This is a genomic window from Paenibacillus sp. MER TA 81-3 (assembly GCF_023713585.1).
Lineage (GTDB): Bacteria > Bacillota > Bacilli > Paenibacillales > Paenibacillaceae > Paenibacillus_B > Paenibacillus_B profundus.
Genome location: NZ_JAMAWB010000032.1, coordinates 1 through 19,990 on the forward strand (window position 1 = coordinate 1; position 19,990 = coordinate 19,990).

At 45.5% G+C, this 19,990-nt stretch carries 23 protein-coding genes and 3 pseudogenes; 24 read left to right on the forward strand and 2 right to left on the reverse strand.

All coding sequences use genetic code 11. The features are described from left to right. Positions 1–482 precede the first annotated feature (482 nt). From M3650_RS28865 to M3650_RS32125, 7 genes and pseudogenes are all read left to right on the forward strand, one after another. Positions 483–1,077 (forward strand): annotated as a pseudogene (locus tag M3650_RS28865) (HD domain-containing protein). 36 nt (positions 1,078–1,113) lie between these two features. Continuing rightward, positions 1,114–1,449 carry a hypothetical protein gene (locus tag M3650_RS28870; RefSeq protein ID WP_251579655.1) on the forward strand — a complete coding sequence of 112 codons (336 nt, stop codon included), beginning with the start codon at positions 1,114–1,116 and terminating at the stop codon, positions 1,447–1,449. Positions 1,450–1,590: 141 nt separating this feature from the next. Next, complete coding sequence (locus tag M3650_RS28875; RefSeq protein WP_251579657.1) at positions 1,591–2,475, forward strand: phosphotransferase; 885 nt, start codon at positions 1,591–1,593, stop codon at positions 2,473–2,475. A gap of 36 nt (positions 2,476–2,511) precedes the next feature. Continuing rightward, positions 2,512–2,976, forward strand: coding sequence for a hypothetical protein (locus tag M3650_RS28880; RefSeq protein ID WP_251579659.1), 465 nt, complete (start codon positions 2,512–2,514; stop codon positions 2,974–2,976). A 419-nt stretch (positions 2,977–3,395) separates the two neighbouring features. Beyond that, a complete protein-coding gene (gene thrS, locus M3650_RS28885) occupies positions 3,396–5,318 on the forward strand; it encodes a threonine--tRNA ligase (RefSeq protein ID WP_251579661.1) in 1,923 nt (640 codons plus the stop codon). A gap of 136 nt (positions 5,319–5,454) precedes the next feature. Beyond that, on the forward strand, positions 5,455–6,132 hold the full coding sequence (locus M3650_RS28890; protein WP_251579663.1) for an O-methyltransferase: 678 nt from the start codon (positions 5,455–5,457) through the stop codon (positions 6,130–6,132). A 278-nt stretch (positions 6,133–6,410) separates the two neighbouring features. Beyond that, entirely contained in the window at positions 6,411–6,542 is a 132-nt protein-coding gene (locus M3650_RS32125) for a hypothetical protein (protein ID WP_285848731.1), read from the forward strand. 38 nt (positions 6,543–6,580) lie between these two features. Here M3650_RS32125 and M3650_RS28895 read toward each other — a convergent pair whose 3' ends face one another. Further along, the gene (locus tag M3650_RS28895) at positions 6,581–7,447 is read right to left on the reverse strand and encodes a LysR family transcriptional regulator (protein WP_251579664.1); all 867 of its coding nucleotides are present in this window, start codon (positions 7,445–7,447) and stop codon (positions 6,581–6,583) included. A 113-nt stretch (positions 7,448–7,560) separates the two neighbouring features. Between M3650_RS28895 and M3650_RS28900 the strand changes: the two genes are divergently transcribed. From M3650_RS28900 to M3650_RS28945, 10 genes are all read left to right on the forward strand, one after another. Next, positions 7,561–8,457, forward strand: coding sequence for a DMT family transporter (locus tag M3650_RS28900; protein WP_251579666.1), 897 nt, complete (start codon positions 7,561–7,563; stop codon positions 8,455–8,457). A 285-nt stretch (positions 8,458–8,742) separates the two neighbouring features. After that, positions 8,743–8,982, forward strand: a complete 240-nt coding sequence (locus tag M3650_RS28905; protein WP_251579668.1) for a hypothetical protein — start codon at positions 8,743–8,745, stop codon at positions 8,980–8,982. A gap of 131 nt (positions 8,983–9,113) precedes the next feature. Continuing rightward, complete coding sequence (locus M3650_RS28910) at positions 9,114–10,085, forward strand: helix-turn-helix transcriptional regulator (RefSeq protein ID WP_251579670.1); 972 nt, start codon at positions 9,114–9,116, stop codon at positions 10,083–10,085. A gap of 194 nt (positions 10,086–10,279) precedes the next feature. Continuing rightward, positions 10,280–11,293 (forward strand): ABC transporter substrate-binding protein, encoded by a 1,014-nt coding sequence (locus tag M3650_RS28915; protein ID WP_251579672.1) that lies wholly within the window; start codon positions 10,280–10,282, stop codon positions 11,291–11,293. Further along, positions 11,293–12,006, forward strand: a complete 714-nt coding sequence (locus M3650_RS28920; RefSeq protein ID WP_311295164.1) for a YbfB/YjiJ family MFS transporter — start codon at positions 11,293–11,295, stop codon at positions 12,004–12,006. The genes M3650_RS28915 and M3650_RS28920 overlap by 1 nt, the downstream gene beginning before the upstream one ends. Positions 12,007–12,231: 225 nt before the next feature. Next, positions 12,232–12,576 (forward strand): YojF family protein, encoded by a 345-nt coding sequence (locus tag M3650_RS28925; RefSeq protein ID WP_251579676.1) that lies wholly within the window; start codon positions 12,232–12,234, stop codon positions 12,574–12,576. A gap of 25 nt (positions 12,577–12,601) precedes the next feature. Further along, positions 12,602–13,258: a bacillithiol biosynthesis deacetylase BshB2 gene (gene bshB2, locus M3650_RS28930; RefSeq protein ID WP_251579678.1), complete on the forward strand. Its 657-nt coding sequence runs from the start codon at positions 12,602–12,604 to the stop codon at positions 13,256–13,258. 36 nt (positions 13,259–13,294) lie between these two features. Further along, complete coding sequence (locus M3650_RS28935; RefSeq protein WP_251579679.1) at positions 13,295–13,714, forward strand: DUF6157 family protein; 420 nt, start codon at positions 13,295–13,297, stop codon at positions 13,712–13,714. A gap of 231 nt (positions 13,715–13,945) precedes the next feature. Then, a complete protein-coding gene (locus M3650_RS28940) occupies positions 13,946–14,236 on the forward strand; it encodes a DUF5316 family protein (RefSeq protein WP_251579680.1) in 291 nt (96 codons plus the stop codon). A 31-nt stretch (positions 14,237–14,267) separates the two neighbouring features. Beyond that, on the forward strand, positions 14,268–14,456 hold the full coding sequence (locus tag M3650_RS28945; protein WP_251579681.1) for a hypothetical protein: 189 nt from the start codon (positions 14,268–14,270) through the stop codon (positions 14,454–14,456). Between the two features lie 150 nt (positions 14,457–14,606). On the opposite strand, the gene M3650_RS28950 is transcribed toward M3650_RS28945, so the two are convergent. Further along, the gene (locus M3650_RS28950; protein ID WP_019424528.1) at positions 14,607–15,122 is read right to left on the reverse strand and encodes a hypothetical protein; all 516 of its coding nucleotides are present in this window, start codon (positions 15,120–15,122) and stop codon (positions 14,607–14,609) included. Between the two features lie 476 nt (positions 15,123–15,598). Here M3650_RS28950 and M3650_RS28955 point away from each other — a divergent pair, with 476 nt between their 5' ends. The 7 genes and pseudogenes from M3650_RS28955 to M3650_RS28980 all read left to right on the forward strand — a co-directional run bounded on the left by M3650_RS28955 (position 15,599) and on the right by M3650_RS28980 (position 19,770). Next, a complete protein-coding gene (locus M3650_RS28955) occupies positions 15,599–16,075 on the forward strand; it encodes a GNAT family N-acetyltransferase (protein ID WP_251579682.1) in 477 nt (158 codons plus the stop codon). Positions 16,076–16,161: 86 nt separating this feature from the next. Then, on the forward strand, positions 16,162–16,737 hold the full coding sequence (locus M3650_RS28960) for a histidine phosphatase family protein (RefSeq protein WP_251579683.1): 576 nt from the start codon (positions 16,162–16,164) through the stop codon (positions 16,735–16,737). Between the two features lie 134 nt (positions 16,738–16,871). Beyond that, positions 16,872–17,393 carry a hypothetical protein gene (locus M3650_RS28965; RefSeq protein ID WP_251579684.1) on the forward strand — a complete coding sequence of 174 codons (522 nt, stop codon included), beginning with the start codon at positions 16,872–16,874 and terminating at the stop codon, positions 17,391–17,393. 100 nt (positions 17,394–17,493) lie between these two features. Then, positions 17,494–18,564: pseudogene (gene hisC, locus M3650_RS28970) on the forward strand (histidinol-phosphate transaminase). A 51-nt stretch (positions 18,565–18,615) separates the two neighbouring features. Then, a complete protein-coding gene (locus tag M3650_RS28975) occupies positions 18,616–19,158 on the forward strand; it encodes a GNAT family N-acetyltransferase (protein ID WP_251579686.1) in 543 nt (180 codons plus the stop codon). A gap of 155 nt (positions 19,159–19,313) precedes the next feature. Next, positions 19,314–19,475: pseudogene (locus M3650_RS32795) on the forward strand (hypothetical protein); the annotation flags it as partial. A gap of 34 nt (positions 19,476–19,509) precedes the next feature. Continuing rightward, on the forward strand, positions 19,510–19,770 hold the full coding sequence (locus M3650_RS28980) for a ribosomal protein L7/L12 (protein WP_019424534.1): 261 nt from the start codon (positions 19,510–19,512) through the stop codon (positions 19,768–19,770). Positions 19,771–19,990 lie beyond the last annotated feature (220 nt).

The following is a 19,990-nucleotide window of genomic DNA, read 5'->3' on the forward strand; positions in this document are numbered from 1 at the left end:
CAAGCTTCGTTGCGTTTTCCATGTTCTTTTCCTGCCTATCTTCTTCTATTTCCTTCTTTATTCGACATGCAGGGTTGAAATTCCTTACCATAATCCTCTAATTCTTTTGTTCAACTTATATAGCTCCAAATATAATATATTTTTTCACCAAACGAATCAGTCCCCCCCCTTTCTATGACTTATTCAGATGTTATCATCTTTCGTTATTTAAATACAATCAATCTGTTTTTATAAAGATAATGAAGGTAATCTTTTTAATCGAACTTTTATATAACGTGAGTTTACGGCGTGTCTTGCGATTACACTGCGTACAAGAAGGCGAAATAACGCCTTGAACAATGACGTTTTATTACTTTTAATTCTCCATTATATGATAAAATTAGCGATATACCCGATTCGACTCTTTTCTAATCGAAAAAGTAGGTCTGAAGGAATAACGGTATTACCCAGCACATAAACACTTTGGCAGAGAGGGAATTATGATGCATACACAACAAGCCTTGATTAGGCGTGCGGAGCAGTTCGTCCAAGCCGAATTGGCTCACGACAGCAGCGGCCATGACTGGTGGCATATTCATCGGGTCAGACAGCTGGCGGTTCGAATTGCGGCGGAAGAAGGCGCCGATGTATTTATATGTGAACTGGCAGCGCTGCTGCACGATGTGGCCGATGCCAAGTTGAATCCTGACAAAGAGAGCGGAATGATTCATATCCAACCTGTCATACAATGGCGGACATAACCCTCCAATGAATACATTGGAAGGACAGATCGTGCAAGATGCCGACCGGCTTGATGCAATGGGTGCTATCGGTATTGCGCGGGCCTTTGCTTATTCGGGCTGGAAAGGCCACTTGATGCATGATCCTGAGCTTGCGCCAAGAGAGACGATGTCAGAAGCCGAGTATCGGAACCTACCAGCTACCGCTATCAACCATTTTCATGAGAAGCTATTGAAATTGAAGGCTCTTATGAATACGAAGCATGGGAAAAGCTTGGCCATTCAGCGGCATCAGGTGATGACAGAGTTCTTGGAACAGTTCCACAAGGAATGGAAAGCCGAGGATGGTCGATTATGAACCAAAATTATAGAATAGTGAGCTGAGGTGTTCACGATGATTGGCAATAAGATTAGTCCGAAAGGCATTCTTCTCATTCTCTATCTCATCGTAATTATATTTGTGGGTGTTGTTTTTGTGCCTTGTTATGAAGTATGGGGAGCAGAGAAAAACGTTCATGACGTCGGATATACTTTTTTATTTAAGACAATGGATTGGAGCACCGTAAATGGATTCAAAGTCTATTATGAAATTAATTACGCCAGACTTATCTATACGATTGGAATCGTGACGCTCATTGCGTCGGTCATTTGGATGCTGCTCTTGTTATGGGAGAAAGAAGACAGGCGTGTCTCACTTACAGCTGAATCAGGCGAAGAACGACGTGAATAAGCGTCTATGTGAACATTCTTAGTCCTCTGTTCGATGTAGTATATACAGACGATGAAGGTAAAGAAAGAACGTTTCCTACGCGAGGCGTCAAAGGTAAAATAGGCATTCTGGATGTGCCGCTTTTGAGGAGATAAAACAAAGATGTTTATGAACGAATCCAATTACGAATTGCTTTCACAGCACTATCCTATTGGCTATGTAAACCTCATCGATAAGATGGATCAAGGCATGACTTCGGAAGCCCGGCTTGTTGTGACAACCGAAGGACGGTACATACTGAGAAAGTTGAAAAACGAAGACCAGGGGATGACGGAGTACAACATTTATAAAAGACTGGAACCGTATACGATTACGCCTGAAATTGTGCTCAGCAAGCAAGAAACGCCTTACATCAGGTTTGATGATAGTCATTATAACCTTCAGCGATATATTGAAAGCCGTCCACGGCAATCGAGCATCGACTTCTATCAATTGGGACAAACGGTCTCAGTGTTTCATTATGCAATGCGGGACGCTCATCACATTATTGGACAAAAAGACCGTTTTTGCTTGCAGAGCATGTGGGATGACGTGAAAGAACTCAAAAATGGCTTTGATATCATTCAGGCCATTCAACATCCTGTAGAACGCGCGATCTCGTACTGCCATGAGAAGAGTGGATTCATCCACGCTGATCTGGGCGTATGGAACATCCTTAATGCTTCGACGGGAGTGTACATCATTGATTTTGGAGAGGTTCGCTGCGGTAATCCGCATTTCGATCTGGCTGCGATACTCACTTCGACGATTGACTGGGATGCCGAAAAAGAGCACAGTATCGCATCGCTGCGGGAGTTCTATCGTGGTTACTTGAATAACGGGAATCATGTGGATGCAACGATCTTGCAGGAAAATTTCCATCTGTGGATGGTCAGGTGCATGGTTGCAACCATCAAGCAATTCGGTATAAATGAACGCACATGCGAATATTGCAACATGAACATGAGAAGGTTGCATCAAATCAATGATATTATCAATCCAGCTTGACAGATCAGCATCTTAATACTGAATAAGAGGTATAACATGAATCATGTTTTGGAAAAAGTGAGCTTACACGAACTAAGCAGGCTGGAGCATAATATTTACTTAACAAAATCGACAATGCGTCAATACAAAGACATGATGGTCCTTCAGTTCACAGGCAACTATGGCTATGGCTCTGAGGGCAACTCTGATGCCGCATATATGAAAGCAATTGCCACGGCTGCTCTCTCGGTTTGGGAGCCCACCGCACTCATTATCAATTTGTCCGAGTTGACATACGAGTGGGGAGATCGGTTAGAAGAGATTTTTTATATTGGAACGCATCAATATGACGACACTCCGTTTCCAACAGCGCTTGTCGTCGGGCCTGATTGTGAAGAGCCCTTCTATGGGGAGTCCATAGTGCGAAGTCTGTACATGAGGCGGATTGGGTGTACACGGACATGCAGTCCGCGCTGGAATATGCGGAACGCAAAATGGGGGAATATGATTTGTGAAGTTTAGTACAAAAGTGACCTACCGTTATTTCATTTCTTGACTTTTGCGAGTTCAGCAATGTAATATTGTTATCAAACTAAAAAATGAGGCATTGATCAAAGACATGATTTCCATTACGGCCTGCCCAGAGAGAGAAGTTACAGCTGCAAGCTTCTTCAGTACCGGATGCGAGATTACCCCTTCGTAGCCGTGACGTTGAACCCGTCGATCTGTTCTCGCGGCAGTAAGCGGCACCGTCTTATCCCCGTTACCGGATATCAATGAGGATCTAGCATCGGCATGCTCTGGAGAACAGCCACGACATGTAACGCCGCAGATCGAATCAGGGTGGAACCACGAGCTGAACGCACTCGTCCCTTAGCGGAAGAGCTGCGTTTTTTTGCGTTCAAAAATTCAATGGAGAACGTAGGAATGGAGGCTGGATCATGGAGATCAACGTAATACTGCCCGATGGCACAAGCAGGAGGTATCCTCAAGGCACGACAATCGAACAAGTGGCGGAATCCATTAGTTCCAGCTTGAAAAAACAAGCTGTAGCGGGAAAAATCAATGGAAAACCGGTTGATTTGAACTGGGCGCTCAATCATGACAGCCATATCGAAATCGTTACGCTGGATAGCAAAGACGGTCTGGAAATAGTTCGGCACAGCACGGCGCATGTATTGGCTCAAGCCATTAAACGCATATACGGAGATAAGGCTGTTAGACTGGGGATTGGCCCAGTAATCGAAGATGGATTTTATTACGACATTGACATAGAAACACCGCTGTCTAGTGATGATCTTGCCTCAATTGAACAAGAGATGGAGCGGATTATACAAGAGAACCTGCCTATCGTACGTCGAGTGGTGAGCCGCGCAGAAGCGTTGGAGATTTTCGCGGAGCGCGATGAACCGCTTAAGCTGGAGCTCATTCGCGATCTGCCGCAAGATGACGTTATTACCATTTACGATCAAGGTGAATTTTTTGACCTGTGCCGAGGGCCGCATCTGCCGTCGACCGGCCGAATCAAAGCATTCAAGCTGTTGAATGTTGCGGGTGCCTACTGGCGTGGGGACTCCAATAATAAGATGCTGCAGCGAATCTATGGAACCGCATTTCCGAAGAAATCCCAGCTTGAGGAACATTTACATCGCCTTGAGGAAGCTAAAAAGCGTGATCATCGCAAGCTCGGCAAAGAACTTGGATTGTTCATGTTCTCTGAAGAAGCGCCGGGAATGCCTTTTTATCTTCCGAAAGGGATGACCATCCGCACGGAGCTTGAACATTTCGCGCGCGAATTGCAAAGGCAGCGGGATTACGATGAAGTGCGTACGCCTCTTATGATGAATAATAGGCTGTGGGAGCAATCCGGGCACTGGGATCACTACAAAGATAATATGTATTTCACTGACGTGGACGCTACGAAATACGCGTTGAAGCCGATGAACTGCCCGGGACATATGCTCATTTTCAAAAATAGCCTGCATTCCTACCGGGAGCTGCCAATTCGGATTGCGGAGTTTGGACAAGTGCACCGCCACGAATTTTCCGGCGCTCTGAATGGGATGATGAGAGTGCGCACATTTTGCCAGGACGATGCTCACTTGTTCGTTCGACCTGACCAGATTGAAGAGGAAATCAGCCGTGTCATTGCATTGATTGACCATATTTATCAAGTATTCGGTTTTGAATATACAATTGAGCTATCCACTCGTCCGGAAGATTCGATGGGGTCTGAAGAACTATGGAATCTAGCGGAACAATCATTGCAGAATGTGTTGGATAAGCGGGGCATCGAATATCGCATTAATGCAGGCGATGGAGCATTCTACGGTCCTAAGATTGATTTTCACATCTTAGATGCGCTCAAACGGAGCTGGCAATGCGGGACGATCCAACTGGATTTTCAAATGCCTGAAAAATTCGATCTTTCATATATCGGCGAGGACAGCCAAAAGCACCGGCCAGTCGTTATTCACCGCGCTGTTTACGGTTCGGTGGATCGATTTATCGGAATTTTAACCGAGCATTTCTCCGGTGCTTTTCCACTATGGCTTGCGCCAGTTCAGGCAAAGCTGCTGCCTGTATCAGAGGAGTATAGCGACTATGCTTGCCAAGTGAAGAAATCGTTAGAAGAAACCGGTATACGTGTCGAAGTCGATATGCGGAATGAAAGACTTGGATACAAAATACGGGAGGCCCAACGTGAAAAGGTTCCGTATATGCTCGTGCTTGGAGAGAATGAGGAAAAATCCGGGAGCGTGTCTGTTCGAAAACGGGGGGAAGGCGACCTTGGCTCTATGAGCATTCTAGAGTTGACGAACCAAATCGTTGAAGAGGCCCGTGCTAAAAAGCAAACTGAATGATGATGGTGAAAAAGAGTGCTTGACTGCTTCTATCAGGAAACATTTGCCTGTATAATATTGGGTGGAAGAGTATGTGAGGCTTACAACTGCTGTAGTGACCTCAAGTTGAATATCCAACCAATAGGAGGAAGCAGGTATGGACAATTTTGATAAATGGACGGCGGTCGACCGCTACTTCACTAATCTGCTTGTGCCGTCTGATCCCGTGCTGGATTCTGTGCTCGCAGCCAATGCCGCCGCAGGACTGCCGCCGATTGACGTGTCTCCGAATCAGGGCAAGCTGCTGCATTTATTGGCACGGGTCCAATGCGCCCGCAATGTATTGGAGATTGGCACATTGGGCGGATACAGCACCATCTGGCTTGCACGAGCATTGCCTCAAGATGGGCGGGTGGTCACGCTGGAGGCGGACCTTAAGCACGCCGAAGTCGCCCGTGCCAACATCCAGCGTGCAGGCGTGGCAGATATTGTCGAGCTGCGCACAGGCCTCGCGGTCGATACGCTGGCGCAACTGGAGGCCGAGGGAAGCGGTCCGTTTGACCTCATCTTTATCGACGCCGACAAGCCGAGCAACCCGGAATACTTCGCGTGGGCGCTTAAGCTCTCCCGTCAAGGCAGCCTAATTATCGGCGATAATGTCGTACGAGGCGGCGCAGTCTTAGACGAAGCAAGTGATGATCCTAGCGTTCAAGGGGTTCGCCGCTTCTGCGAGCTGATCGCTGCTGAGCCGCGTGTAAGCGCGACGGCGATTCAGACGGTAGGCAGCAAGGGTTACGACGGATTTTCCATAGCGTTAGTTACAGATGAGAGATAGATATCGTTTCTACCATTTCAATAGTTAGTTTACGAGCCGAGTGCCGAGTGAACATCAGGTGCGTCTGCCTGATTTGCTCGGCTTTTTCGCGATTCGATAGCGTGAACAAGTATGAGCATCATTTTTTGCGGACCGGCGCAACAAAGCATTGGAAAACATGCAGTGGAATAGGAGTAGGAGGCGAGTTAATGTCATGTAGATTGGATTTTGTCCAATGGATCCGGCTGTTTTGCCATCGTTTGATGCGGTTGAAGTCCTAATCCATTGGATCAATTCCAATGAAACCTGCCGTAAAGAGGCATACGCTGCTGTTTCATTGGACAAAATCCAATGCAGGAAGAGACAAGGGGGAGCCGACCCGCCTGCCCACCTATAAAGATGCGAACGATTCAGCCGCAAGGCATAAATAATATGTCCAATCCGATGTGCTGGGCTTCAAGCATAGTGCTCAACAGAACAACTCTTGTGCCGTCTTGATAAATAATTGAACTGCTAATGAGGATTCCTTTAAAGAAGGGACAGCCAGATTAATGTCTCTCAAAACCTGTGGCTCTAATTCACGAATATGAACATTAGGTGGCAGGGTTGTCAATGATAACTCTGATAGGATAGCTAGACCTAATCCCTCTTGAATCATATTTAATAATGCACTCGTGTTATGGACTACAAACTTAACCTGAAGGTTTGTCTCCGTCTTGTTGAATGTGTCAATAATAGGTAATTCATTCCCCCCTTTGCAAATGATTAGGGGTTCATTATCCAAATCATTGATACGAATGAAGGGTTGACTTTGTAATGGGTGGTCGTCATGTAATACCGCAACCATTTTATCCTTATAAAGAGGGAGGATTTCTAAATCTTCATTTGGCAGCGTAATAATTCCAACATCTATGACTCGCGAAGCTAACCATTTTTCCACTTCATTAATGGTCCCTTCATAAAGATCAAATTCTAAATTAGGATATCTCTGTTGAATGGCACGAATGATTTTTGGCAAGAAATATGCAGATGCGGTAGGAAATGCGCCGATGCGAATGGTTCCTATTTCCAGACCTTTTTCAGCAGCGATCTCCTGTTCCATTTTTTCGAAGCCTTTCAAAATCTCTCGGATTTGTACGAGCATACGCTTACCGACATCTGTAAGGATAATCCCATTTTTGCGATCCCGAATAATTAGTGTGACGTCTAAATCTGATTCAAGATTGGAAATTGCGCGGCTTACAGCCGGTTGGGTCATATGGAGTATTTGTCCAGCTCGTGTGAAACTGCCCGTTTCAGCAACTTTTAAAAATATGGTGAGTTGTGTAATGGTCATAACTAATTTGATATGCTCCTTATAATCAGTATTCATTTTATTTATCTATATAAATCATATAACATTATAAAGTGATTTAAAATAACAGAATAGTAATAGGGAGTGGCAATAAAGTGAAGCGTCTTTCTCAGAAGAAAACTTTTATTTTCCTCGCATTTCTTGTGGTTATGTGGGGGTTGAACTGGCCATTAACGAAGATTGGACTTTTGTATGCACCACCACTGCTGTTCGCAGGTATAAGAACTTTCATAGGCGGTCTTATACTACTTATATTTGCTATTCCACGATACAAAAATTTGCGTTTAAAAGAAACTTGGCATATATATCTTATTTCTGCCGTGTTAAATATCATTTTGTATTATGGTCTTATGACTTTTGGGCTAATCTATATGCCTGCTGGACTTTTTTCGGCTATTGTTTTTCTTCAACCTGTGCTTCTGGGCATTTTTTCCTGGATGTGGTTGGGGGAATCCATGTTTACATTAAAAATTATTGGTTTGATACTTGGTTTTTCTGGTGTCGCTATTATAAGTGCAGGTGGCTTAATCGGTCATGCTTCAATCATTGGTATATTACTTGCTTTAGGTACTGCATTGAGTTGGTCTTTCGGCACCGTGTTTATGAAAAAAACAAGCGTTCAAGTAGATTCGATTTGGGTTGTGTCGCTTCAGCTTTTGATTGGCGGTCTTTTTTTAATAGGTTCGGGCACTACAATTGAGAGTTGGTCAGACATCGTATGGAATATAACATTCATTTCACATCTACTATTTATATCTATCTTCGTTATAGCGTTAGGATGGTTGACTTACTTTGTACTTATTGGTTCAGGGGAAGCAAGCAAAGTAGGGTCCTATACATTTCTTATCCCACTTATATCAAATATTATAAGTATTACCTTTTTACATGAAGCTATTACCATCAATCTATTAGTGGGATTATTTTTGATTTTGATAAGCATTTATCTGGTCAATAGCAAACAAAAGAACAAATTAAATCCAAAAGCAAGATGATTCCCCAAACGATAAAAACATTTAAAGCCAAATTTTATGCCGCTAGTAGAAAGCTATTGCTACATGAATGCCAATCTCTTCTGCTAATTTAGGCAGACTTACAGCTTCAAGTATTAGCTTAAAGTAATTTAACCATGGGGATAGTGCGAACCAGAGATTAGCTTGGGGTGAAATTTTCTAAATTAAGTTTTTTCATGTCGTTCATTTTGATTATTTAAAGGAGTGAGACAAAAATTATGAAAAAAAAAGATTGCAATTACAATACTAATTTGTTTTGTTGCCTTATTGTCTTGGCTGCTGCTGAGTTCAGATCAAGCAGTCAAACTAGTCACGGTTTTGGAGGTGAACAAAAATTCAATATTAGTGGAAGATAGAGACAACGAACAAGTTACCGTTTACGGTTCAGAGAGTGACATTCAACCCATTCAAAAAAATAAAAATTATTACATCGTCTATGAAAGCAGATGGTTCTGGCTTAAAAAAACGCAACTGATATCTATCAAACTGATGCCCGATGATATATGAGTAGCCTGTAGGCACACAAAGTATTGATTGCTTGCGGACCTTATTCTATAATGGATACATTGAGAATTATTCTCACTTAGTTCTTGTCATGAAGACAAGGCTTAAGAGAATACGGGCAGGAGTTATACATGATGAATACCGCAAGCATTCACGATATTTATAATCAATATTTGCAAGGGCTGCATGTATCGCGGCCAATTGCTGAAGCATCCGTACAGCTTCCGGTTCACGAGCCGATCGGTGACGGGGTCATCCAGCGGCTGGTGACGCATTCCGGCATGGAAATCGTGTACGCGGACTATCGATTGTCGGCAAATCATGCCTTTCGGTTTTCGTCCGAGGCGGCCATGGTGGAGCTTAGCTTCTGTCTTGAGGGCGCCGGTGAAGTGTGCGTGTCTGGTGAACGGCATGAGCTATCGGCAGGCACCTGCTACTTGCATTTCATGGAGCGGTTCGACGCCGCGTTCGAGTACGATGAACGTTCTCCCATGCGTTCGGTAGCGGTGGGCATTCCGCTCCAATTGTTCCACCGATTCTTGGGAGATGAGCCGAGAGGGAGCCGGAATTTTACAGGAGTGCTTGGCAGCCGGTCGTTCCGTAAATTTCAAAAGCCCATCGATCCGCAGGTTTCGTATATTGTGCAGCAGATGCTGGACTGTCCGTTTCATCATACGGCGCGGCGGCTCTATTTAGAGGGCAAAGCGCTAGAATTGCTCGGCATCCATTTTCAGACGTTTCTGTTCGAGCAAGAGCAGGATAAGAGCTTGGCACGTCTTTCGAAGAGCGATCTGGACAAAATCCGCGAAGCCGGTCATATTTTGCTGCAGCGTATGGATTGCCCTCCGTCGCTATTGGAATTGTCCCGCATGGTTGGCTTGAACGATTTCAAGCTGAAGATCGGGTTCAAGGAACATTTCGGCACGACCGTGTTCGGATATTTACGTGACAAACGAATGGAGCATGCGATGAAGCTGCTCCTCAGTGGAGAAATGAACGTTACGCAGACGGCGGGGCAGGTTGGTTATGCCAATCTGAGTCATTTTTCCGAAGCCTTCCGCAAAAAATTCGGAATCAATCCTTCCGAGCTGCTCCGCAGACAATAGATCATCTCAACTGCGCGCTATCTTCATCAACGTCAGGACGATTAGGTCCTGGCGTTTTTATTTCTTTTCCATTAGGCAAAAAATCCGCTGGACCGCATTCCTATCCGTCTGCCGGTAGTAGCCTCACATAAGGAAGCGTATCATGTCAACTATATAAATGATAATCATTATCAATATGCAAAGGGAGATGGAGTATGTTTCAGATCAAAAAAGGGGTTGTATTTTTAACACTTGTTCTCTTGTCGATTGCGTTGTTCGGATGTGGAGGGAGTGTCAATCAAAACGAGGCAAAAGAAGCCGCTTCATCGGATGCAGCGGACCAAAATACAAAGCAGGCTGCGGCTGGCGCAGAACAGACGCCCCATACCCGCGTAGTGAAGGATGCCAAAGGCGAAGTTGAAATCCCTGCGCATCCGCTGCGGATTGCGGATATATCAGGCTCCACAGAGGAACTGCTGATTTTGGGCTATCAGCCTATCCTGACCGGAAATACGGATATGGCCAATCCGCTTGAAATGACTCCAATTCTGAAAGAGAAGCTGAAAGGGGACTTGAAAATTGCCGGTTGGTTCCAAACCCCTGTGAACATTGAAGCCGTTGCCGCGGCCGAGCCCGATCTGATATTGGCGGGACCGACGCAGGATAAACTGTACGAAGATCTGCAAAAAATCGCTCCGACCGTGGCGGTTCCATACGGTTTCAATGCCTTCCGCAAGCGTTTTGCTTTTGTAGCGGAGGTGTTCGACAAGAAGCAAGACATGGAAGCATGGATGACAGAGTATGACGATCGCGCTCAGCAGCTGCATGATCAAATTACAGCGGTAACTAAGGATGAATCGTTTGCGGTTATCGAAGCGACACCCAAAGAAATCCGCATTTATTCCAGCACAGGAGTGGCAGACATGATCTTTAATGATATCAAGCTCCCAAAAGCGCCGGGGACACCGGATCCAGATGGTTGGGGAGGCAAGGTGACGAGCTTGGAAGGACTGTCGTCGCTCAATCCAGATCATCTGATTCTATTGTTCGAGAGCGAAAGCAATGTGTTGGAGGACAGCAGGCTATGGGCAGGATTAACAGCAGTGCAGAGCGGGAACGTCTACCGGATGACGAGCAGACAAAATTATAACGATGCGTTTACAGCCTTGGGCAAGAAGGCCGTGTTGGAGCAAATCGCAAGCGATATATTGCAGAAGACGAAGTCATAATTACTTGGACTTGCTTCGGCATCATTTCGCTAGCGGTCGTTCTCATTGCGATGCTCGTTCTGAGCAACCCGCAAGCTGCTGGCCACAGCGCCGGTCAAGAACAAGAAAAGCCAAAGTGGCTCCGCAACAAACCTTTAATGAAAATTGCATGGCTTTATTTTGCGATAGGGGTCGCCTATCTGGTCCCCAATTTATATCAAACGGGTTATATGAAGGCCCACGGCTTCTCCGATGCGACTGCGGGAACAGCCTTTGCCGCAGCCGGCATCTGTTCCATTGTCGGCGGCCCCATCTGGGGAATCGTATCGGATCGCATCGGTGTAAATAAAGCGCTCGTGATTGCGCTGGTCTGTGCGGCGGCAGGAGATATCATTCCGATTCTGCTTCCGAATGCCGTTAGCTTCTTCATCTCTGCCGCCATATGGGGTTCTACATTGGGAGGATTGATTGCCTTAATTCAGGTAAAAGCGTCACAGCAGGTCAGTCCGAAGTACGTATCGGTAGCGATCGGGTTCATATCCGTGTTCTATGCGGTCGGGCAAATGCTGGGTCCCGGAGCTGCGGGTTGGCTGATTGAAAGGCTGGGAGGCTTCCCTGCAGCGTACGGTTTTGGAGCAGTTGTGTATCTGCTAGGACTTGTCTTATGTATACGCCCGAACAAAGAAGCTTATCAAGAAGCAGAGCAGAAGAAGAGTGCGGATGCCGAGGTATAATGGCGTATCATGAAATGAGCCCCTTTTTTTAACGCGTAACCAATCAAGCATAATCGTTCCAGTTTGCAAAGATCGCTTTCCATCCCTCTGATTTTCAGGTAAACTGAAATCAATTGGTGCAAATTAATGCATAGTCGATGCAGATTCGGCAAAGCAATAAATATGAGAGCCCCTTGTGCCTATGCTATTGGCAAGGGGCTATTCCATGTCTTGGGGGAATGAATCATGCAGTTGATACAATCAGAAAGTGTGCAGCGTGTTCTACAGACATTGCAGGACCGCCCCTTATATCTCCATCTCGAAATGACGACAGGGGCTTATGCGTCTCATCGCGACAAGTCCAAGATTACAGCTTCCGCCTTCATCAGCAATGCGGTCATCCGCTATTCACACGGTACGATTGCAGGTCAAGGCCCCTATCGGGTCGGACTCAAGACAGCAGAGGGATGGGTGTATGCAGAAGGCTTGACACACTGGGACGAGAACGAGCCGAATCGGCTCATTATGGCAGGTCATGATCAGCAAGGCAGACTGATTGTCAGTCTGCAGTTAAGTGTTGAACCATTTTAATAGGACAGGGAAGAAGGGACTTCACATGGAAAGACAACGTCATATTGTCGTCTTGCTGCCGCATCCGGATGATGAAGGGATCATTGCGGGTACTTTAGCTAGACATATTCATAATGGCACGCCTGTAACTTATGTCTGCTTGACATTGGGGGAGATGGGGCGGAACATGGGCAACCCTCCGTTCGCGAATCGGGTGACCCTGCCGATTATTCGCAAGCAGGAGCTGGAAGAGGCCTGCCGCCGAATCGGCATCCAGGATGTGCGCATGTGGGGATATCATGATAAAACGATCGAGTTTGAAGACCAAGAGAAGCTCGCCGACAGAATCGAGAGGTTGATTTCGGAGTTGGAGCCTTCTCTCATTTATACCTTTTACCCAGGGTATAGCGTCCATCCCGATCATGATGCGACCGGTGCTGCCGTTATTCGCGCAGTGAAGCGCATACCAGCGCACAAGCGGCCTCCAGTCCATTGCATTGCTATCGCAACAGGCCGGGAGAAGCTTCTGGGACAGCCGGACTCAGTTCATGATGTCAGCGAGTATGTGGAGCAGAAAATACATGCCATACATGCGCATCAATCGCAAGTGCAGCATTTGCTGGGCAAAGGCACATTGGATGACCCGGTATTCCGTGAGAAGTACAGCAGGGAACCGTTTTGGGAGTATCGTTTTAACGATTGAATCGTTTTTTAACAAGTGGTTGGGAGGAAAGAGACTATGAGCTATACCGATACGTTCATTCGAGTTGCGTCGGATTGCCCAGTCACGAGCAGCACCGTGCCTGAATCCAAAAAAGCAACGAAACCGATTCATGTTCTCCAGTACGAGCTGCTCTCGCAGCATCCCTATCACTATACACATGAGGACCTGATATTCGAAGTGCATATCAGACATAAGGGAATTGACGCTCAGGTTATCCGCTTGCGAGGGGAAGAACTCCGTGCAGAGTTGTTCAGCAAGCCACATCCGTGCCTGAGAGCATCCATGCTTCCGAAGAAATTCGGCTGGGGCATTCATTATGATGCAGAAGGGAAAATCGCCATCTACGGTATGGAATCTGTGGAGTACCAACGATTTCTGCAGACGGATGACGGGAGCGTGAAGCTGCTGCCTGCGATGCGCAATTCTCGCAAGTAACCGTATATTTCATAAAGCGTCAGCTCTTCTAAAATAGCAATGTCAGAGCGTCAATATTATAGAAATGTACATGATTACATATGTTGAATTGTGATATAATGTCTATGAAAAATTAGGAAAGAGGGGCACTTTGACATTGTCTTAACGCCTATTGTCACACATATGAACCGGTTTTGAGGGATGCACCCTACAACGATACGGGATATAAAGGTCCTGCAGGAGGGAGGGCTTATGAATTACTTTGGAATTGCCGTGCTGACATGCCTGTTTCTGTCACTCATCACTTATGCAATCGGTGGTTGGGCATTGACTGCGGAAATAAATGCATGGGTCGGCGTTATTTTGCTGGGGATTGGGGCTTTATTGTCCGGCGCTTTTATAAGCGGGGATCGACTGAGAGCGAATGACCGCTCCAGCACGGATGAAGATCGACAATCTCGTAACCGATGGATTCATGTTGCCTTCCTTTCATGCATTCCGTTTCTGTTCGTAGCAATATTCATTTTTGCGCTTCTAAAGTGATGGACCAGTATGAACGAAGAGGAGGGGGACTATGGATATCGTGAATCCAGCCGGTGTAATTATGATGCTTCTCGTCTGGGGTCTTGTTTTCTTTCTGTTAGTCGCAGCGATTAGCTATGGAATCAATCGCTCTAAGCTAGTTCAGAAGCTCGATGAACTGCAGAATGAAGTCCGGCAGCTGCGCAGCGAAATTCAGCAGGCGAAGCATCGTGATGAATGAGATTAGACATCGCGCTTAAAGGATGTGGTATGAATGACGATTCGTCAGAAGCTAATATGAAAGGAGAAATACGCTAATGCTCCGTACTCATACATGTTGGGCATCAGCATCTATGCAAGGAAAGAGGACCGACTCAACGGCCCTCTTTTATCATTCGAATAACACAAATTCATCCGTATGTGTCCGGACATAGGAGCACATTCGCACGTGCGCATGTGGAACGAGATCCAGAAATTGTTCGTACCTGAAGGAAATGAATGTGCGAAGTTCCGTATCATCCTCAATATCCCGTAACGCAGCGTGCGAGAAAGGAGCACCGTTCTGCCGACTTCGTTCCACCAGATACCGCTCAGTCTCCTCCAAATGATGAAGCAATGCTTCCTCTCCGATATACAGCAATCCGTGCTTGATTTCACTCCAAGTTGGCACATCCTCCAACAAATAAGAAATCCAGCAATAATATTCGGCCGCACTGTTCCGTGCATGATCATGGAGCACCCGGAACATGAACAATGCCTGTTGCCCGGGAGTCAGCTTGGCGTAGACCTGGGACTTTATGTCGGAATTTTTCCCGCGAACTTGCAATAGAATCGGTCCGATGCAAGCCCAGCCGAGCTCATCAGGGTCCAATGTGTCAAAGCGTTCCCGATTAATAGTAACTAACATTCTATTCCACCCTTCATCTGTATTGTATCATGGAAATAGAGCTGTAAGGAAAAAATTACTTGTGAGAACAGGCCGTGTATTCCATAATAAATAGACAGTATAGGCATTGATCATGCGTGTTCGGCGGCATAAGCAACGATCGGGAACTAAAGGGGGATGATGCGTTCATATGAGTCATTGGATTGAGTACATATATCAAGAAGAGAGATGAATCTAATAAGAACACTCGTAAGAACCGCGAAGGAAGTCGGCGTTCCTTTGAGTTATCGATATCTACAAGATCTTTTTCTTATCAATGAGACACGAACCGGCATATAGTGAAATTTTTGCAGGAGCTGTCGATGCAGTAATAGCATGATCCTTTTAGATAAGTGCAACATTACATTATTTTCTAACGTATATTAACTAAATGGATGATAATCCCGATAACTACAAATAGAGGTAAACCTATTAAATAGAGTAAGGATGAGCATATGATGAGTTTGGTTATTCAAAAAATGAAAATAGAAGAGAAACACACCCTTAAAAATTTGATGCAGTACTATTTTTATGATTTTTCGGAATATGTTCGTTGCGATGTCAATGAATCCGGACAGTTTGATGATTACCCTTACCTAGAGTCTTATTGGAGTGAAGAAGGAAGAGTTCCGTTTTGCATCCAATTTGAAGGCAAATATATTGGATTTGTTCTTGTACGCTTAGTCCGTTCACCCGATAAGGATTATTACTCGATCGCAGAGTTTTTTATTATGAAGAAATATCGAAGATCAGGATTGGGACGACAAGCTGCAATACACACTTTTGATTCGTTTCAGGGTAATTGGGAAGTATGTCAGCTGGAGAACAACAAATCGGCACAGGCCTTCTGGATAGATGTCATAGGGCAATATACGAAAAATAGTTATACCGAACGATTTGAACACGGGAAAAGGATACAGGAATTTGTGAATTAACGTGATCTCACGAAATCTAAACAGCATCGTTGTATGAAGGGCCGACATACACGGTCCTTCGTAGCAGAAAGGTGAGCGACAGCGACATGACAACAACGATTGGTATTATTCGACATGGCAGCACAGATTGGAATAAAGAAGGGAGAGCCCAGGGCAATTCGGATATTTCCCTTAACGAGGAAGGCATGGCGCAAGCGAAAAAGCTGGCAGCGAGATTGATGACCGAAAATTGGGACATTATCTATACGAGCGATTTATGCAGAGCGAAGCAAACGGCTGAAATCATTAAGGAAAGCACAAATGTGGAGCTACGCTTCGATGTTCGTCTGCGTGAAATGGGCGGGGGCCAAATCGAAGGCACGACCGAGGCCGAGCGAATCGAAAAATGGGGCGTGGATTGGCGGCAGCTGGACTTGGGTCTGGAGTCAAATGAAGACGGACTGCGGAGAGGGATGGACTGCATCAATGAGTTGGCCGCAAAGCATGTGGGTAAGAACATATTAATCGTTAGCCACGGCGCTCTGATCCGCGCCATCCTTGGCGGTATGAGTTCGCATTTTACGTGTGAAGGCGCCTTACAGAACATTTCCTTCACCAAGCTGAGAAAAGTCGATGCAGCCTGGGAATGCGAACTGTACAACTGTACCGCCCATATTATGTAAGTGATGACGCTCCAATTGTAGGGCAACTGAATACTATCAGTCCTCCTGTTCTCCCCATTGTGGAGAGTCCATAGCAAAAAAATGAACGGCTGATTTCCGCATCGGAAAACAACCTCACAGTGGGGGTGATATCCTTGATGTTAATTGATAAGTATGTTCCTGAATTCGATTATTCCATGGCGAACAGCAAGCAGATACATGGAAGCAAACGGAAAATTCTCTCGCTCTTGCATGATGTGAATTTTAATAAATCGTGGTTGATGAGAATCTTGTTCACGATGCGCGGAGTGCCGAACCAATTGTTAACCTTGGAGAAATTAATCGAGGACGGGCTGGTCGTATTAGAGGAGACTGAGGACGAAATTATTATCGGACTCATCGGACAGCCGTGGAAGTGGAATGGAAATGTCTTATCTATGACAGCTGATGAATTTATTGCGTTTCGTGAGCCAAATTTCATGAAAATAGCTATGAATTTCTATATCGAGTCACTATGTGGGGATGACATTCAACAAGTGATTACGGTAACGAGAATGTACGGCACCAATCAGAAGGCGAAAAAGATGTTTTCCCGTTATTGGATGATGATTTCGCCCTTTAGTTCCATCATCAGATATGAAATGTTGCGCGTCATAAAGCTGGAATTGGAAGAATGATAGCAGGAATATATGAACGGCGTGCAGAAGAAGATCTTGCAAAGTACTGCGAATTAGAGGTTGAAGGTTATCGAGTTACATCGGGAGGAAGGTCTGGCGCATGAGTAAATATTGGAGCGACATTACGGCAAGACTCGTGCTATATGTGCCGGGAGAACAGCCAAGGGATAGAAATATATAAAGTTAAATACGAATGAGAACCCGTATCCGCCATCTCCGAAAGTTCTAGAAGCGATAACAGGGGCGGTCAATGCGGATCTGCGACTGTATCCCGATCCGACGTGTGAGAATTTGAGAAGAACCGTTGCAGATTACTGCGGACTATCTGAACGTCAAGTGTTTATCGGGAATGGTTCGGATGAAATATTGGCTTTCTCTTTTGTTGCCTTCTTTAACCCCGGTGAGCCTATCTTGTTCCCGGATATTACGTACAGCTTCTATAAAGTGTATGCAAATTTGTACGGGCTATCCTATCAGACAGTCCGCTTGACGCTGAGTTTAATATCCCTATGGAACCGTTCCATGCGGCTAACGGCGGAGTCATCATTCCCAACCCTAATGCCCCTACGGCGAAAGCAGTACCGGTCGACTTTATCCGTTCGGCATTGGAGACAACTTAGAACGTGCCGTTATTATTGATGAAGCCTATATCGATTTCGGCGGGGAATCCGCGGTGAGGCTCGTCGCCGAGTATCCGAATCTGCTGGTCATTCAGACCTTGTCCAAGTCCCGTTCATTGGCAGGGCTGCGGGTCGGAATTGCGTTGGGCAGCGAAGAACTGATTGAAGGATTGGAGCGCGTCAAAAATTCGTTCAACTCCTATACGCTCGATCGGTTGGCGTTATCTGGAGCGATCGCGGCATTTCAAGACGAAGATTATTTCCAAGAGGCGACGCAGAAAGTGATCCGGACGCGGGAAATGACGATGACACAGCTGCGGGAGCTGGGATGCAAGGTGTTGGATTCCAAGGCTAACTTCGCGTTCATCACCCACACGGCCGTTCCGGCGAAGCAGTTGTTAGAGGAACTGAGGGCTGAAGGGATATTGGTGCGGTATTTTGCCCAACCCCGAATCGATAACTATTTGAGAGTGTCCATAGGCACTGATGTGGACATGGAACGGTTCATCCAGACATTCCGGATGATTATAAGCAGACATGTCAACGAATAGGCTATGGAAATGGAAAAGAACGAGAAGATGAATAATTAGGAGGAAATTTATATGAAATCGTTCCCTGTATTGGAAACGGACCGTTTGAGGTTAAGACAATTAAGAGCAGAGGATGCAAAAGAGCTTTATCATTACTTTTCACAAGATGAAGTTACGCAGTATTATGATCTGGAAAGCTTCGTCGAAGTTCGGCAGGCTGAAGAGCTGATAGCGAACTGGAATCGGAGATATGAAGAGCAGCAAGGCATTCGCTGGGGAATCACATACAAGCCCGACGATGTCATTATTGGCACTTGCGGCTTCCACAACTGGTTCAAAGAGGATCGAAAAGCAGAAATCGGCTATGAATTGACCCCTGAATATTGGCGGCAAGGCATCATGACGGAAGCAATTCTACAAGTGATGAAATACGGATTTGAAGAAATGGCACTTCATCGTATTGAGGCATTTATCGATCCCGGCAATATCTCGTCACGTAAATTGCTGGAGAAGGCCGGACTAAGCGAAGAAGGATTGCTGCGGGAATGCTTCTATGAAAAAGGGCAATTCGTCGATGCAGTCCTCTTTTCTATCTTGAAGCGGGAATTTAGCTAGGACTTTCTCTTTGGAAATCATATCAGGTATACTATATTGAAATGGCAGAAAAATAGGACAAAGAGGATGCCGCGATGATGGAAGAGACAGAAGACTTATCCTGGGAGCACGACGGCGTCGTATCACTATGGGTGGGATGAGCTCAATCGGATGAAGAAATAAGGAGGTATTTAGAGTTTTCATATACCGAGGATGGTGACGGAATTGCGCCTTCGTTCGCGGAGGACTTCCGTATCTTTCATTTTGACGAAGACAAAGTGAAGTCAAGCGGTGCGGGATTCACTCACATTTACTTATATCGGATGCGTCCCGTATGAAGTAACAAAATATATGATGCATCAGGGAGATCCTATGGAATACATGGTCATTATTTTATTGTTGTTTATCATTATACTGATTACAGAGAAAGTGAATAACTTGCAGGCTCAGGTGAGAAGCATGAAGTTCACTTTAGAACAGATCGGGAACCAAATTGGAGTGCCTGAACATCCAGTTAACAATGAATTGCGTTTCCTTGTAACGGAAGGCAAGAAGATTGAAGCAATCAAGGAGGCGAGAAGAATGTTTGGCCTTTCATTGAAAGAAGCTAAACAATATGTTGAAGCTTTATAAGGTTTGTTTTTAATTTTGGAAAGCTTCGGAAAGTCGCTGAAATGCGGCTTTTTTAATTGGCGTTATTTGTAAACGTTCTGAAAAAAGCATATGATTTGAAGGGAGGAGGATTCGCAGCATGTTGGGACTGCCGCATAATCAAGTGTTACTGGTTCCGTGGTCAGAGCAATGGGAGCTGGACTTTCTTCAAGAGAAACAGCTGATAGATGTAAGGGGCAGA